Here is a 15984-nt window from a genome sequence, read left to right on the forward strand (position 1 = left end):
AGTGTGGAGATGCGCGCGGCGCGGCGGGCCAGTTCGTCGTAATTTTCCGCCACCTTGCGCAGCACGTCCCGCGTCTCGGGGTATTCGCAACTGTCCGCCTTGGTGCGAAATTCTTCCGCCCGCATCCGCCAGTACCGCGGAGGGTGCATCCGCTCGGCGCCCATGGGCCACTCCCCTCAGTTGGTCCAATTGTTCATGTTCGTTAATGGAGAGCGCGTCCAACAGTTCCCGCGCAGATATTCCATTCCCGCTCGCACGTCCAGATTGCGCAGCAAACTGCAGCCGACGGCGGCATCCTGCGGAACGGGTCAACTTTAGTTCAAATGCAGCAGGGCGAATTCGGCAGGACGCAATGGGTTCGCGCCATGCTGGGACGCGTCCCTTGACAGGTCTCTTGCGACAGACGCAAGGGGGATAGCTCGGAGAGATCGTCGATGTATTTCGTCGCCGCCGCATTGCTGGTGCTGTCCGGACTGTTCTACTCCGCGGGCCATCACGAGATCGGCTCGTTTGGTGTCACCATGTGCACCTATGGCAGTGCGTTCTGCGACAATCCGCTGATCGTCTTTTCTGGCGCCGCGCTGGCCGGCGCCTGGGGCATGTTCGTCAGCATCAAATAATCCCGACCGCACTCTCTGCGGGACGAACACCGTGCTGGTGTCCGTAATACGGGGGTTGCGGAATGCGCGACAGCCGTCCATGGCCGCCCGGTTGCGCCCGGGGATGCGCGCCAAAGCGGGCACCGGGTATTCTCCGATGATGAAACTTATACAGGTGTTTTGCCCGACGAGTCAAAGGCGATTAGCTTTATCCGAATTGGATGAGACGCCCGCTCACCCCCGGCTCGGGAACCTTGTTTCCTGCTTAGCATTTGTGAAGGACGCGCCCGACCGAGGTCCCTCCTGCCATGGCCGACAGTGCCCTCACCGCTACGAAATCCGCGCCGACGCTGTTGCAGAGGCTGGGGCCGGGTCTCGTCACCGGGGCGGCCGACGACGATCCGTCCGGCATCGCCACCTATTCGCAGGCCGGCGCGCAATTCGGTTACGGACTGCTCTGGACGGTGTTTCTGACCACGCCGTTCATGATCGCCATCCAGCTCGTCAGCGCCCGGATCGGCCGCGTCACCGGCAAGGGGCTCGCCGCCAACGTCATGCAGATCGCGCCGCGCTGGGCGGTGCTGTCGCTGGTCGCCATGCTCGTCGCCGCCAACACCTTCAACATCGCCGCCGACATCGCGGCGATGGCGGAGGCGCTGTCGCTGGTGATCGGCGGCCTCAACCACGAGCACGCGCTGATCTTCGCGGCGGGCTCGACCCTGCTGCAGGTGTTCCTGCCCTATCGGCGCTATTCGCCGGTGCTGAAGTTTCTCACCTTGGCGCTGTTCGCCTATGTCGCGACCGCCTTCACCGTCAAGATCCCGTGGAGCACGGCGCTGCTCGCGGCGGTGTGGCCGAAGACGAATGTCAGCGCCGACTATTTCATGATGGTCGTCGCCGTGCTCGGCACCACGATCAGTCCGTATCTGTTCTTCTGGCAGGCCTCGCAGGAGATCGAGGAGATGAACCAGGGCAAGCGCGACAAGCCGCTGCGCGAGCTCAAGCGCGGCGGCAGTCCGGAGCTGGCACGCATCAGGTCCGACACCATCGCCGGCATGCTGCTCTCGAACGGCATCGCCTTCTTCATCATCCTCACCACCGCGTCGGTGCTGCACGCGAATGGCGTCACCAACATCAATTCGGCGACGGAGGCCGCCGAAGCGCTGCGGCCGCTCGCCGGCGACTTCACCTTCGCCCTGTTCGCGACCGGCATCATCGGCACCGGCCTGCTCGCAATTCCGGTGCTGGCGGGCTCGGCCGCTTACGGCGTGGCGGAGATCTTCGGCTGGCGCGCGACGCTTGAGGCGAAGCCCGACGAGGCGGTCGGCTTCTACACCATCATCGCCGCGGCAACCATCATGGGCTTCGGACTCGGTTTCACCGGGATCGATTCGATCCACATGCTGGTCTGGAGCGCCGTGCTCAACGGCATCGTCGCCGTTCCGATCATGGCCATGATGATGCTGATCGTGTCGAGCAAGGCGATCATGGGTCGCTTCAAGGGCCGCTCATGGCTGGTCGCGCTGGGCTGGCTCGGCACCGCGCTGATGGCGCTGGCCGTGCTCGCTTTGCTCGGCTCGTCCGCGATCGGCTGACCAGCCTTTCACTAACCTTGCGACAAGGCGGCCGAGATCTGCGAGGCGATGACGAGGGCCGCGAACACGGCCGGCACGCTGATGAAGCGCAGGAATTGATCGATCGAAAGCATCGCTGTCTCCCCCAAGACAAAAAAGCATCTCCGCCCGCCGCGCTATTCCACCCCGTGCGCGACGTGCTGATCGGCCGTCAGAAACTGATCGGAAATGGCGGCTCCACCCATCGTGAGCAGCGCCAAGATCGAAATCACAGCCAGAAATTTCATGGCCGGAGGGTCGATCCCGATTGTGGCCAAAAACGTCAAAGCATGGTCCCTTTTCAGGACGATCCCGGGAAAGATCATGGCTGTCCCCACCGGATTCCCCGACCTTTCCCGCCGAAGAAAGGCGGCAAAGCGCCCCCGGCGCAGCTCCCCGGGCTTCACTGCGCAGGTCCATTAGCTTAACAGTTGCGGCTGGAGCGGGGCTTGCGAGCCGGCCAAACAAAAAAAGGACCCAGCCGGGTCACAGGGAGCGACATGACCAGATCATCAAAAGCAACGAGTCTCGAAATTCTCGCCTGCGACGCCGGCTGGCGAAACTACCACTTCGTCAAGCTGACGACCGAGGACGGCATCGTCGGATGGAGCGAGTTCGACGAGGGCTTCGGCTCGCCTGGCGTCGGCGCTGCGATCCAGCGCCTGTCCGCCCGCGTCGTCGGGCAGAACGTCTTCCGGCACGAGCGCATATACGCAGAGCTGTTCGCGGCCACGCGTCCCGCCGCCGGCGGCGTAGTGGCGCAGGCGCTCGGCGCGATCGAGAATGCGCTGCTCGACGCCAAGGCGAAGTGTCTCGGTGTGCCCTGCTACGAACTGCTCGGCGGCAAGATCCGCGACCGTGTCAGGGTTTATTGGTCGCATTGCGCGACGTGGCGGATCAATCATCCGTCCTGGTACAAGCCGCCGATCGAGAACCTTGACGGCGTCAAGGCAATGGGACGCGAAGTGCGCGAGAACAAGTTCACCGCGCTCAAGACCAACATCTTCTCCTACGACGACGGCAAGCCAACCGGTTGGCGACCGGGCTTCGGCTCGCCCTTCGCCCCCGAAATCAACGTCGATCGCAAGATCCTGCGCGACCTGCGCATGCATCTGGAAGCGATCCGCGACGGGGCAGGCCCTGATGTCGACATCCTGCTTGACTGCAACTTCAACGCCAAGACCGAGGGCTATCTGGAGATCCTGCGCACCATTGCGGACCTCGACATGTTCTGGATCGAGATTGACAGCTTCAATCCGGAAGCACTCGGTTACATCCGCAGGCAAAGCCCGCATCCGATCTCGTCCTGCGAGACGCTATTGGGCTTGCGGGAATTCCTGCCCTATTTCCGCGAGCAGGCCATGGACGTCGCGATCATCGACACACCCTGGAACGGCGTCTGGCAGTCGATGAAGATCGCAGCCGCTGCGGAAGCGTTCGAAGTCAACGTTGCGCCACATAATTTCTACGGCCATCTCTGCTCGATGATGAACGCGCATTTCTGCGCCGCCGTGCCGAACCTGCGCATCATGGAGATCGACATCGATCGCCTGGCATGGGACCGCGAACTGTTCACGCATGAGCCCGAAATTCAGAACGGCCATCTGGTCATTCCGGACCGGCCCGGCTGGGGCACCGATCCGAACGAGGAAGCCCTTCGCGCGCACCCGCCAAAGACCACCGGCGGACTGCTCAACTACGGCCGCAAGAGCTAGAGCGTCTTACGGCGTAACTGGATTGACGGTCGGGGACGTCTTGGGCCCCGGCCGCTCCGGCTCGAGCGGCGACTTCTGTTCGGTCGGGAGCACTGCGGCGCCTGCGGCGCGTGCGGCCTCGCCCGTGGTCGCATACATCGCAACGTGAGCAGGCTGCGTCTTGGCCCGATTCCATGGTCCGTGATCGACGATGAGCATCGCAGCAATCGTCACCGCGGCCACAATCAACGCGATCACGCCGGGATGGCGAAGCGCTGAGGACATGGAATTTGCGAAGCGATCCGTTGCCATCGTGGAATCCATAGGTTTTTCCTCTCGCAGGTTAATGCAATCGGGTCCTGCGAGTTCCGCCCTTGGCCAACGCAAGTTCCAAGCGGGGAACCTGAACGCCACAAGGCAGTCAGTGTTTCACATCCGGCCGGGTATCGCCGACGAACCGGTCGCGGTTCGGCATTTTGACAGCCGCAAGCGATTTGGCATCGAGCGTCGCATCCGCTCCTACCAGTCCATTCAGGTTCAGGATGTACGCGGAGACCGCATAAACCTCCTCATCGCTTAACGATTGCGGCGCGTTCTGCGGCATCGCGCGGCGGATGTAGTCGAACAGCGTCGGCGCATACGGCCAATAGCTACCGACCGTGCGGATCGGCTTTGGCGTTGCGATCGTGCCCTGCCCACCGACGAGCCGGTCACCGAGCCCGCCCTCGCCTTTGTCGCCATGGCATGATGCACATTGCTGGGCGAACACCTCGCGCCCATGGCTGACCGAGCCACTTCCCTTCGGGAGATTGCTGCCGTCGCGTCCGATGTCGATATTCCAGCCCGCGATCTCCGCAGCCGTCGCGGGGCGTCCGAGGCCGTACAGGCTTTGTGCTTGCGCAACACTCGCGAACGCACACAGCACGATGACGACAGCAATGCCGCAAGTCTCACGCCAGCGCATTGGTCACCTCGCCGTCAGCCGCGATGCGCCACGGCCAGATCGCGTTGTTGTGGTAGAAATAGTTCTCGCCGCGCACCGCGAGCAACTCAGAGAGCGTCGGCTGCACATAACCGGTCTCATCGATGGCACGGCTCTGAATCACGGCAGGCTTGCCGTCCCATCGCCACGGCAAACGGAAGCGCGTGAGAGCGCGGGTCAGCACCGGCTCCTGCAATTGCGCGCTTTGCCAACTTTTTCCCTCGTCGACGGACACTTCGACGCTTGCGATCTTGCCATGCCCGCTCCAGGCGATGCCGGTGATCTCGTGGACGCCGGGCGCGCCCAGGCGTTGGCCGCCGGAGGGCCTCGTGATGATCGACTTCGCCTCCATGTAGAACGAAAATTCACGCGCGGTGCCGTCCGGCAGCAGGTCTGTGTATTTCGAGGTCTCCTCGCGCGAGTAAACCGGCTCAGCCGTCACATGCAGGCGGCGCAGCCACTTCACGCTCATATTGCCCTCGAAGCCCGGCAGGAACAACCGCAGCGGATAGCCCTGCTGCGGGCGCAGCCGCTCGCCGTTCTGGCTGTAGACCAGCATGGCGTCCTCGAGGCATTTCTCGATCGGGATGCTGCGGGTCAGTGCAGCCGCGTCGGCGCCCTCGGCGACGACCCATTTGGCTTCCGGCTTCAGCCCGGCCTCTTGCAGCACCAGCTTGAGGCTGACGCCGGTCCATTCTGCACAACTCACCAGACCCACAAGGTCCGACGCTGTCTTGCCGTAAGGCTTGGTGTAGCCGGGATTGCCGGAGCATTCGAGAAAGTGGACGCGCGATTCCGACGGGAAACGCCTGAGATCGTCCATTGTGAAGATCAGCGGGCGCTCGACCAGCCCGTGCAGCATCAGCCGGTGCTGGGCCGGATCGATGGTCGGAACGCCGCCGTGGTGACGCTCGTAGAACAGTCCATTCGGCGTGATGATGCCATCGAGCTCCTGCAACGGCGTCCGGCTGGAGGCCGAGATGTACTGTTTGAGAGTCTTCGAGATGTTCTTGACGACGCCCTTCTCGAACGACGATGGCGCGCCATAGAGCTGGCCCCCCGTCGGTTCGCCCGGCGCCTTCATCCATTCGGGAATGTTGGGTGGAAGGTTGTCGGTCCCGGCGGCAACCGATGCGCCGGCGCCCAGGACAGTACCACCCGCAGCGGCAGCGCTGCCGCGCAGAAAGCGGCGGCGAGTCGTCCCCGCGGATTTGTCGGCGGCGTCGAACGTGCGGCTCATTTGCGGATCCTCGGTTGAAGCGCGACCCGCATGAAACATTCTGCGACGAGCATTTGCAATTCGCACCTGTTTCAAAAACAGGCGATTTCGATCTGGACTGATCTAAATCCGGTGGCGGCGACGGCAATTCTCTTCTTCGCAACGCACAAACGGCTCGTCCGTCACTCGCCCGGCGCGATCGCATTGCTCGGGGTCGGCCGGTCGGCGATCTGCTGGCCGAACAGGCTGCCGATCAGTTCGACCGCGGTGCGCGCGGTGCGGCCACGCTCGTCGAGGAACGGATTGAGCTCGACGATGTCGAGTGAACCGACTACGCCGGAATCGTGCAGGAGCTCCATGATCAGATGCGCCTCGCGATAGGTCGCTCCACCCGGCACCGTCGTGCCCACGCCAGGTGCGACGCAGGGGTCGAGAAAATCGACGTCGAAGCTGACATGCAATACGCCGTTGCTGGCCCTGACGCGCTCTATGACGCGGCGGATCAGCACGGCGACGCCGAATTCGTCGATCTGGCGCATGTCGACGACCCTGATCCGGCGCGTGCGCATCAGCTCCTTTTCGAGCTTGTCGATCGAGCGCGCGCCGAACAGGTCGAGCCTGTCGGGATCGATCGAGGCGCGCGGATCGTCGCCCAGCAATCCGTCGAGGCCGGGTTCGCCGCAAAGGAATGCCGCCGACATGCCGTGCATGTTGGCAGTGATCGTCGTCTCCGGTGTGTTGTAGTCGGCATGGGCATCGAGCCAGAGCACGAACAGCTCGCGTCCGCGCTCCTGCCAGTGACGGGCCATGGCATTCACCGATCCCATTGACAACGTGTGATCGCCGCCAAGAAAAATCGGCAGCGCGCCGGTTTTCGCGATCTCGTAGCCTCTGCGGCTCAGCACGCGCGTCCAGCGCTGGATTTCGCGGTAGTGATTGGCTTTGTCGGGGGCCCTGTCTGCGAGGTCCCGGAGCTCGGCCACCGAGAGATCGCCGTAATCGACGACCTCGAAATCCAGGCTCTCGAGCAGTGTCGCAAGGCCGGCGGTGCGGAGCGCCGCAGGGCCCATCAGGGTACCGCGCTGCGAAGCCCCCATGTCGATGGGAGCGCCGAGCAAGGCGATGCGCCGGGCTCGATCCGTCGTGGTCCGGTCGGTCACAGCTGTCTCCTGACATCAGCAAGATTGAGCCAGCCTAACAGAGATTCGCATCCGTCGTTTCACGGGGGCGGTCCGCGCAGGGGCGCATCGTTTCGGAACAAAAGCCCGCGCGCCGAATTGCTCATTCAAGGCCGGTACCCGCCGTAAAAACCACGGCGCCTGTCGCGGATAGCCAAAGGTCATCTGACCCGCTGTTCAGAACGAGCGCTCGCGCGGATAGCCAAAGGTATCGGCCTCCGTCACATGATCAGCCCGGAGGTCGCGCACTTGAGCACGGAGATCCCGCAGTCCACCTCACATCCCGGCATGGCCGAGCGCGCCATCGATGCCGCGACGGACGTATCCCGCACCATCGGTGAAGTCGCGGGTGGCCTGCATGCAGCTGTCGACCGCATGACCTCCGCTATCGACGAAGCGCGAAAGCCGGGCCGGCCCCTCGCGACCGTCGCCGCGATCACGCGCGAAGCGCCGCTCGCCAGCCTGTTCGTTGCTTTCCTGTTCGGCGTCGCGGTCGCGCGGCGGCGCTAGAGCAACGTATGTTCAGGCCGCACTGACGGCGGCGCACTCGGCTGCGAGGAACTGCCGCTCGAATGCTTCCGCCGGCATCGGACGGCCGAAGAAATAGCCCTGGCCTTCCTCGCATCCCATGCTCACCAGGAAGTCGGCCGTAGCGCGATTCTCGATGCCCTCGGCCACGACCGTCAGTCCGAGCTGTTTGCTGAGGCCGATGGTCGACCCGACGATCGCGGCATCGTCGGAATTCGCGAGCAGACCGAGCACGAACGACCGGTCGATCTTGAGCCCGTCGAGCGGAAACTTCTTCAGATAGCTCAGGCTCGCATAGCCAGTGCCGAAATCGTCGAACAGAACGCGGACGCCGAGCTGCTGAATACGCTTGAACATGTCGAGCACGCGGGCTTCGTCGTGAAGCAGGATGTCCTCAGTGACCTCAATCTCGAGCAGCGACGGTGTGAGCCCCGTCGCTTCGAGCATCCCCGCAACCGAATGGGCGAGGTCGCCGGAGTGAAGCTGCGAGGGTGACAGGTTGATCGCGACGCGCACAGGGTCGCCTGACAATTCCCAGGCGCGTGCCTGGCGGCAGGCAGTCTCCATCACCCAGTTTCCGATCCGCTCGGACAGGGCTGAGCTGTTGACCACGGGCATGAACTCTCCGGGCGAAACGTAGCCGCGCACGGGATGCCGCCAGCGGATGAGCGCTTCGGCCCCGACCAGGCTGGCGTCGATCAGGCGAACCTGGGGCTGGTAGAACAGCTCGAACTCGCCGCGATCCGCGGCAAGCGCCAATTCGCTCTCCAGCGTCAGGCGGTTCTCCAGCTCCTGCCGGATCGCGCTCTCGAAGACCACATGACCGCCGCGCCGCGTCAGCTTTGCCTTGGTCAACGCAAGATGGCCGTTGCTCAGGAGATCGTCGGCGTTGTGTCCGCCTTCCGGATGGACCGCGACGCCGATGCTGATCCTGACGCGATGCTGCCGCGTGCCGGTCGCAAGCGGCGCTTCGAACGCGCGCGCAATTCGTTCGGCGTACTCTGCGATCCGCTCGTCGCCATCGGCGCCTTTGCGCGCAATTGCGAATTCGTCGCCGCTAAGCCGGGCAACGACAGCGCCGTCGCCCGCGTGGGCTTTCAGGCGAGTAGCGACCGCCTGCAGCACGAGGTCTCCGGCGGAATGGCCCAGCATGTCGTTGATGCTCTGGAAACCGTCGAGCCCGATCACGAGCAGCGCGACCTCGCAAGGACGCTGCGCTGCATCCGCGATCATGCCGACCAGTCCGGCGTGCAGCGTGTTGCGGTTGACCAGACCGGTCAGCACGTCGTACTCGGCGAGATATCTGACGCGTTCGGCCTCGCGCTTGCGGACCGAAATGTCGCGCAGGATGGCTCCGTATTGGAAGCCGTCCGTTCCCTGCCAGCCCGAGAAGCTCGCCTCGACCGGGAAAGTTTCACCGTTCTTGCGCCGCCCTTCGAACTCGATGACGACCGCTCCGCCGGGTGCGAGGAGTGCCTGGCGCGCGGCGTCGCGCGTGGACGGCCTCGCCTCACCGTCCACCGGAACGGCACATAGCGTTTCGAACGGGCGGCCGATGATCTCGGCGGGCATATAGCCGAAGATCGCGCTGGCGCCGGGGTTCCAAACGGTGATCAGCTGATCTTCGTCGGTGCAGACGAGGCCATCGCCGAGCGACATCGCGATACGATGAAAGCGGCTTTCGGCGATGCGCCCCAGCAGACCACGAAAATCGATCTCGTCGAGTGCGATCGCCGTCAGATAAGCGACAATCGCGATGTGGAACAACGATGTGTCGATGATGAAGGGCCATCTTGCCTGAACGAGGATCGCAACCAGCTCGAAGGCCGCCCCGGCCGAGATGAGGATTGCGACGCGAATTCCCGAAGCGAAGCGGCGCCACGAATACATCATCAGCAGGCAGATCACCGCGAGACCCAGGATCATGCCGGTATCGGAAGTCCAGCGCAGCATCCGGTTCTGGAGGATCGATTCCGCTGCCAGCGCCTGGAGGATGGGTCCGGAGATGATGCGGCCATTTGGAACGCTGAAGCGGTCGCCGAGTTCGAGCGCCGTCGCTCCAATGATGATCTTCTTGTCTCTCAGCCTGTCGAGAGCGGCGGCTTTGCCGCGGAGCACGTCGACATAGGAGACACTTGGAACAGAGCCCGCCCGAATGCTGAAATCGATCAAGAACGGCGGCCGCCGATTGGCGTCCTGCCCGGCCAGCACGACGGCCATCGAAGGCATCAGGGCATCGCCGAGCTTCTCGCCGAACGGATATCGGCGAACGAGCCCGTCGGATTCGATGGCGACATTGACCAGCGCGGGCCACGACTGGTTGCCGAACGGCTTCAGGGGGCGATTGATGTGAGCTGCGCCGCCATTCGGCGCCGGCTGCTTGAAGGACGGCAGGATGGTCGAGCCGCCTGCCTCACGCAGCGCGTTGACGAAAGCCTCGTCGGAGGCCGGATCGGATGGCGAGCTGAAATCGACGTCGAAAGCGACGTCCTGTGCCCCCGCAGCCTCTAACCTTTGCAACAGTTCCGCGTGCAGCCGGCGCGGCCAGGGCCATACCCCGATCTGGTCGATTGAGGGCGCGTCAATGGCCACCACGACGACGTTGCCGCTCGCGGCGCGCGATTGCCAGGCAAACCGTAGGTCGGTCAGCGCGTTGCGAAGCGCACCATGCCACCCCGTCGACAGCACGATCGCCAGCGCGGTCACGACTAGAATATGCGGACGATAGCGCTTCACTCCGGTCCTCCCGCGCACCCGCTTCTGCGGTTGCGCCCCCTCATCCCCAGGAAATCGCCTCAGTGCTTGTTGTGGCCAAAGGCATTGCCGTGGCCATTGCTGCCGTTGCCGCCGCCATTGCCATTGCCGTTGCCGTTGTTGCCCTTGCCGTTTCCGGTGGCACCGCTGTTGCCATTGCCGTTGCCGGAATTCCCATTGCCGGAATTGCCGTTACCGGAGTTGCCCTTATCCGGTTTGGTCTTGCCATCGGAATTTCCGCTGCCGCCGCCCGAACCGTCGCTGGACGCACCTGCCGTGGTCGCGGCTATTGTCGTGCTTGCAGCCGACGAACTGGTGCTGCCAGCCGTCACGCCGCTGCTCGTGGTTACCGCAGTCTGGACGGTGCTGTTGGATGCGTTTGTGCCCGATTTCGAGTCGCTCCAGACCGTCTCCGTGCTGGCGTGCGCGTTGCGCACCTGTCCGGGGGCACCGCCGCCGTGGGCGAGCCCGTGCGTGACCTTGTGGACGTTCAGCTTGACCTCGCCGAGCGAGTTCGAGATGCGTACGACGCCGGGCTTTGCAGCACCGCCCTTGGACGCGTGAGCTCCAGCCGCCTGTTGCGATGGCTTGAGCGCGCCAGCCGCCTTGGTGCCCTTATCGATCGGCCCGAGCGCATGGATCATGTGGCCATTCGCCCCGTTGCGCGGCGCCGGCAGGCCCGATTTCGGCACGGGCACGCGCTCGATGCTCGAGGCGCGTGGCTTGCCGTGCTCGATCGGATTGAAAGTCCCGGCGCCGCTCAGGCTGAGACCAGGCTTGCCATGCTCAAAGACGGTGGCGGCCTGCCCCGGCAGGACCTGGGCGATCTGTCCCGTCTTGAAGTCGGAGACCTCGACCTGGCCGCGAAGCACGCCGACCTTGGTGCTGCCCGCGGCCACGGTGACGCTGAACTGCGTTCCCTTGACGACAGCGGCGAGATAGGGCGTCTCGACCTCGAAATGCTTGACGTTGCGCTTCTCGACCTCGAGCAGGATCGAACCTGCCTGCTGGATGATGGTAGTCGAGAGGCCCTCCTTGCTCTCGGTCGGCAAGCCGACCACCGAGTTGGGAGAGATCAGGATCGTTTCCTCGCCGCGGACGAGCAGCACGCGGCCATTACGTCCGGTGCGAATGGTGTCGCCGGGCTTGAGCGCCTCCTGCTGATTCAACGAGACCTGCTGCGCGCCGCTGGTGGCGACCCAGACCTCGCCGGTGGCTTTGCCGACCGACCAGACGCCATCGTCGGCGGCGGATGCGCCGCAAGCCGTTCCCAGGATCAGCGCAGCCGCGAAGGCGCACCGCATTCCAATTTTGCTCAGCATGACGATCCTCAGTCCGCGTTACAGCCAACCTGAGGGGTATCCGAAATCACTCAACATAGGATTAGCGGGAAGCGGCCAGCGGAGCGGTCGCGTTAACGGTTCATTGACCATAAAAAACTATGAAAAATCATGTGGCTAACGAACCCTTATCGCATCAGGGGCACATCTCCGTCGAACTACGGGGACAGGCGCATTGCGCGCGTCGGGAAGCGGCATCTCATTACCGCATTGGCGCTGTTAGCCCCTTTTTTCACGGGAGTTCCTCAGGCTTTCGCACAACAGGCGAACCAGCCGGGCTTCGATCCGCGCCAACCCGAGAAATATTTTGAAAACCAAACCGAGCGGGAATCGCTGACCCGCCCTCCGGTCAGGCTGCCGACAGTCGGTCAGCCCAACACCGGCGGCGATACCAAGCCTCAATTCGTGCTGCGCGGCGTCGATATCAGCGGAGCCCGGGCCGTATCCCCCGATCGCATCGCCGCGGTTTACCAGCCCTATGTCGGCAAGAAGATTTCGCAGGCGGATCTCGCCGCGATCGCAGGCGCGATCAGCGATCTCTACCGTGCCGATGGTTTTCACTTGAGCCGTGCGATCGTGCCGCCGCAGGATATTGCGGACGGACGCGTCCGGATCCAGGTGGTCGAAGGCGCCATTTTGGAGGCCGAGCTGAAAGGCGACGGCGCCGAGCAGTTCGGCGTGAGACCGATGCTTGGGCCGGTTCTGGCTGAGCAACCGTCGCGCCTGGCAACGCTGGAACGTCAGCTCTTTCTCGTCAACGGCAGACCTGGCGTCCGGATCACCGACACCGCACTGGAGGAGATCGGCACTGCAACCGGCCGATTCCGCCTCATCGTCTATTTGAAGACCTGGCACGTCTTCTCGTCGTTCGGTCTGGACAATCTCGGCTCATCATCAGTTGGTCCGTGGCAGACCTATGCGACCGGCGCGTTCAACTCCTATCTCACGCCCGGCGACACGCTGGCGGTCAATCTGTCGACCATCGCCAACGACCCCCGCCAGCTTGGCTTCGCACGGCTGTCCTACGATGCACCGGTCGGTGTCGACGGTGTGCGTCTCGGCGGGTCCGTCCTGTACAGCGCGGTTAGACCGGGCGATGCCCGCCGCCTCGACAGCGACATCACCACGACCGAGGCGTTCGAGCTGCGTGCCAGCATCGTCCCATTGCAGTCGCAATCCTCCTCGCTGACCCTGACTGCGGCGACGACCTTCAGCAACGTGTCCGAGCATGACCTTTACGGCCCCTGGTACAATGACCACATCAGGACCGCGAGCCTGACCGCCGATTACCGGCTTCAGGACCATTTCGGCGGCACCAATTTCGCGACGCTGACCTACCGCCAAGGCCTCGACATCTTCGGTTCCTCGCATTTCGACGACGATCTTTTGTCGCGCGATGGCGCGTCATCGAACTTCTCGGTGCTAAACCTCTGGTTCACGCGCTACCAGACGCTCAACGACGTCTGGTCGCTCAAACTTTCCGCTGCGAGCCAGACGGCGTCACGGCCGCTGTTCACCTCGCAGCAATTCTATCTCGGTGGCGCTGCCTTCGGGCGCGGCTATGGCGCAGCAGAGATCAGCGGGGACAACGGTCTTGCCGGCTCACTCGAACTGCGCTTCGACCAGAAGCTCAACTACCGCTACTGGACCGGCTATCAGCTCTATGCCTTCGGCGACGCCGGCGCCGTCTGGAACGACGGTTACCGCCTGAGCGACGGCCTGTCGCTGACCTCGCCCGGAGCTGGCGTGCGGTTCTTCCTGCCGGACGATTTCCAGGCCGATCTCGGCGTGGCCGTCCCCCTGAGCTACCGGGCGCCCGACAACGACCGCCGCAGCCCCCGCTTCCTATTTACTCTGTCAAGCGCGCTGCGGCTCTGCCCCGAACGCGGCAAGGGCGGCTGTCTGTAAACCCTCGCCCTTCGCGCTATGGCCCCGGGCATGCGGCTCTTTTGGGGCGCGGCTCACAGACTTGCCTAAATTTAATCCCGTAACCTGCTCACGATCGCTCGATCCGGGAGTTCCCAATGGCCATGTTCAGTCGAAAGTGATTTGAGACGGAACCATGAAAAAGGTTTTTGCTGTTCTGGCGTTTCTCTGCATCCTCGGCGTCGGCCAGTATTTCGTCGTCAGCCGGTTCGCGATCCGCCATGAGGTTTTGACCCTGTTCGACGCCGCGCGCCAGCGGCCGATTGCGGTCGAAATCGCTGTACGGCGCGATTACGAGACCAAGGCCAATCTCGGCCTCTGGAAGCTCCCGCTCGCCATCATCAGCAACGGCAATACCGTCAAGGCCACCGAATATTCCTTCCTCGCCAACGTGCTCGCCGCACGCGGTTATCTCGTCGCGAGCATCCAGCAGGATCTGCCGAGCGATCCGCCGCTGATGACCAAGACCGGCCAGCAATATGTCGGCCGGCGCGAGGTCTATATCCGCTGCGAGGCCAACATCCTTTTCACCTTGGGCGAGTTGAAGTGGCGGCAGGAGAACGCCGACTACGACCACATCACGCTCGTCGGGCATTCCAACGGTGGCGACGTTTCGATGTATGTCGCCCATCAGCACCCGGAGTTGGTGTCGAAAGTGATCACGCTGGACAATCTGCGAGTGCCTTTCGTGCTTAGCGACAACATGAAGATCCTGTCGTTCCGCTCGAAGGATCCGCATTTCGTAACCGATCCCGGCGTGCTGCCGACGCCGGAAGAGGCCAAGGCGCGCGGCATCGACATTGTCCACACCGGTGCGCAGCATACCGAGATGAGCGATCGCGGTCCCGATGCGGTCAAGGAGAAGATCCAGGCGACACTCGACCGCTTCCTGCGCGACAGCGCCAGCAGCGCGCTCGCGCCGGCCGATACACGAAGCCCGATGATCATGAACCCCGGCGACTATTAGTCCAGCACCTTTGCGGCAGATCAAGGCTGCGGCGAGCCGGCCACGCTAGAAAGGGCCTTGCCATCTCGGAGAGACACCGTGTCGCACTCCATCGAAAGCCTTGGTACGAAAAGACTCGCTGCGACAAGCTTTGTCCTGCCTGCGGCAAGGACGCCGAGATTCGCCCGGCATCTCTATCGTTTGGCCCGCAAGCTGCTGCGGTCGATCATCGCCCGCATCGACCTCTCGCAGTTTCCGGGTTCGTGTTGCGGATGAGGACGGCGTCGCTAGCCAACAACACACAGGGTTGCCCTATGCACCGGCATTTGAGACGAATCTGTCTGCTGGTTGCAGTGGCCTCGAGCGTGTGCGCGTCGCCCGCTCTCGCCGCCGATGCAGATCACGGCGCCGACCTTGCGAGGCGCTGGTGCGCCAGCTGCCATGTCGTGGCGAACGGCCAGATCCAGGCGAGCGCCGACGTCCCCTCCTTCGCGTCCGTTGCGCGCAGGCCTGACTTCAGTTCGGAAAGGCTCGCCTTTTTCCTGCTAGACCCGCACCCGAAGATGCCGAATTTCCCTTTGAGCCGGATCGAAGCCGGCGATATCGCGGCCTACATCGCATCGCTGCGCTAGCAGAGCCACCGATCGGTCAAGACACCCGCGACAAATGCTTATCCCTGCCTGAGAACCGACAGGGATCAGCAGAAGGGATGATGGGCGGCGAATGAGGTCCATTCGACGGCCCAGCATGGACCGGTACCCGCATCGACGTGCGGATAATCACGCCCGGGCAAGTCCAATCTCTGGACGCGCCAGGAACACACCGAGAATCAGGACTTGCCCTTCCCTGGCTGCATGAGACTGCCGGTCATCTGGCGCATGTGGTCTCCGGCATTGGTGAACTGGCTGCGCAGGAAATCCGATTGAATTCGCATCGCCTCCTGAAGGTCGGTCGCATGGACGAGCTTGCGAGCATGCTCGAACGCCGACTTCATGTTCTGCTCGGTGAATGCGAGCGCCTGCTTCGAGACGTCCGTCCCCGCACCCGGAACGGTCGTCATCGATTTGGTGGCGGCTTCGAAAAACATGCCGAAAGCTTTTTCCGCCTGGTCAATCGTCTTCTCGGCCAGGTCGCGCAGTTCGGCCGGAACTTCGAGCTTCGGTTCGATCATGGTCGCACTCCTCCCGTTTTCAGAACTGAATACC

General features: G+C 63.4%; 15 protein-coding genes. 7 read left to right on the forward strand and 8 right to left on the reverse strand.

Annotated features, from left to right (window positions below):
• Positions 1-434 precede the first annotated feature (434 nt).
• Together IVB47_RS08225 and IVB47_RS08230 are read left to right on the forward strand one after the other, a co-directional pair.
• Positions 435-620: a hypothetical protein gene (locus tag IVB47_RS08225; protein ID WP_247290484.1), complete on the forward strand. Its 186-nt coding sequence runs from the start codon at positions 435-437 to the stop codon at positions 618-620.
• Positions 621-907: 287 nt separating this feature from the next.
• Positions 908-2194 (forward strand): divalent metal cation transporter, encoded by a 1287-nt coding sequence (locus tag IVB47_RS08230; RefSeq protein WP_247460943.1) that lies wholly within the window; start codon positions 908-910, stop codon positions 2192-2194.
• A 155-nt stretch (positions 2195-2349) separates the two neighbouring features.
• On the opposite strand, the gene IVB47_RS08235 is transcribed toward IVB47_RS08230, so the two are convergent.
• The gene (locus tag IVB47_RS08235; protein ID WP_027566617.1) at positions 2350-2538 is read right to left on the reverse strand and encodes a hypothetical protein; all 189 of its coding nucleotides are present in this window, start codon (positions 2536-2538) and stop codon (positions 2350-2352) included.
• Between the two features lie 174 nt (positions 2539-2712).
• Between IVB47_RS08235 and IVB47_RS08240 the strand changes: the two genes are divergently transcribed.
• The gene (locus IVB47_RS08240) at positions 2713-3927 is read left to right on the forward strand and encodes a mandelate racemase/muconate lactonizing enzyme family protein (protein WP_247356482.1); all 1215 of its coding nucleotides are present in this window, start codon (positions 2713-2715) and stop codon (positions 3925-3927) included.
• A gap of 6 nt (positions 3928-3933) precedes the next feature.
• On the opposite strand, the gene IVB47_RS08245 is transcribed toward IVB47_RS08240, so the two are convergent.
• The 4 genes from IVB47_RS08245 to rocF form a co-directional block, all read right to left on the reverse strand.
• A complete protein-coding gene (locus IVB47_RS08245) occupies positions 3934-4230 on the reverse strand; it encodes a hypothetical protein (protein WP_035961179.1) in 297 nt (98 codons plus the stop codon).
• A gap of 97 nt (positions 4231-4327) precedes the next feature.
• Positions 4328-4870, reverse strand: a complete 543-nt coding sequence (locus tag IVB47_RS08250) for a cytochrome c (protein WP_027566614.1) — start codon at positions 4868-4870, stop codon at positions 4328-4330.
• Positions 4857-6128, reverse strand: coding sequence for a sulfite dehydrogenase (soxC, locus tag IVB47_RS08255; RefSeq protein WP_247460945.1), 1272 nt, complete (start codon positions 6126-6128; stop codon positions 4857-4859). Before soxC ends, IVB47_RS08250 begins: the two co-directional genes overlap by 14 nt.
• A 161-nt stretch (positions 6129-6289) precedes the next feature.
• Positions 6290-7267, reverse strand: a complete 978-nt coding sequence (gene rocF / locus IVB47_RS08260) for an arginase (RefSeq protein ID WP_247436804.1) — start codon at positions 7265-7267, stop codon at positions 6290-6292.
• 243 nt (positions 7268-7510) lie between these two features.
• Between rocF and IVB47_RS08265 the strand changes: the two genes are divergently transcribed.
• Positions 7511-7795, forward strand: a complete 285-nt coding sequence (locus IVB47_RS08265; RefSeq protein ID WP_007612789.1) for a hypothetical protein — start codon at positions 7511-7513, stop codon at positions 7793-7795.
• Positions 7796-7807: 12 nt separating this feature from the next.
• On the opposite strand, the gene IVB47_RS08270 is transcribed toward IVB47_RS08265, so the two are convergent.
• Both IVB47_RS08270 and IVB47_RS08275 read right to left on the reverse strand, forming a co-directional pair.
• On the reverse strand, positions 7808-10549 hold the full coding sequence (locus IVB47_RS08270) for an EAL domain-containing protein (RefSeq protein WP_247356478.1): 2742 nt from the start codon (positions 10547-10549) through the stop codon (positions 7808-7810).
• A 59-nt stretch (positions 10550-10608) separates the two neighbouring features.
• Positions 10609-11889 (reverse strand): FecR family protein, encoded by a 1281-nt coding sequence (locus IVB47_RS08275; protein WP_247356476.1) that lies wholly within the window; start codon positions 11887-11889, stop codon positions 10609-10611.
• Positions 11890-12018: 129 nt separating this feature from the next.
• Between IVB47_RS08275 and IVB47_RS08280 the strand changes: the two genes are divergently transcribed.
• From IVB47_RS08280 to IVB47_RS08290, 3 genes are all read left to right on the forward strand, one after another.
• Positions 12019-13815, forward strand: coding sequence for a POTRA domain-containing protein (locus tag IVB47_RS08280; protein WP_247460947.1), 1797 nt, complete (start codon positions 12019-12021; stop codon positions 13813-13815).
• Positions 13816-13969: 154 nt separating this feature from the next.
• The gene (locus tag IVB47_RS08285; RefSeq protein ID WP_247460949.1) at positions 13970-14800 is read left to right on the forward strand and encodes an alpha/beta fold hydrolase; all 831 of its coding nucleotides are present in this window, start codon (positions 13970-13972) and stop codon (positions 14798-14800) included.
• A 293-nt stretch (positions 14801-15093) separates the two neighbouring features.
• A complete protein-coding gene (locus IVB47_RS08290) occupies positions 15094-15411 on the forward strand; it encodes a cytochrome c (RefSeq protein ID WP_247402861.1) in 318 nt (105 codons plus the stop codon).
• Between the two features lie 197 nt (positions 15412-15608).
• On the opposite strand, the gene IVB47_RS08295 is transcribed toward IVB47_RS08290, so the two are convergent.
• A complete protein-coding gene (locus tag IVB47_RS08295) occupies positions 15609-15950 on the reverse strand; it encodes a phasin (protein ID WP_027519308.1) in 342 nt (113 codons plus the stop codon).
• Between the last annotated feature and the right edge of the window lie 34 nt (positions 15951-15984).

Origin of the sequence: Bradyrhizobium sp. 62, from assembly GCF_023073035.1 — a bacterium.
Classification (GTDB): Bacteria; Pseudomonadota; Alphaproteobacteria; order Rhizobiales; family Xanthobacteraceae; genus Bradyrhizobium.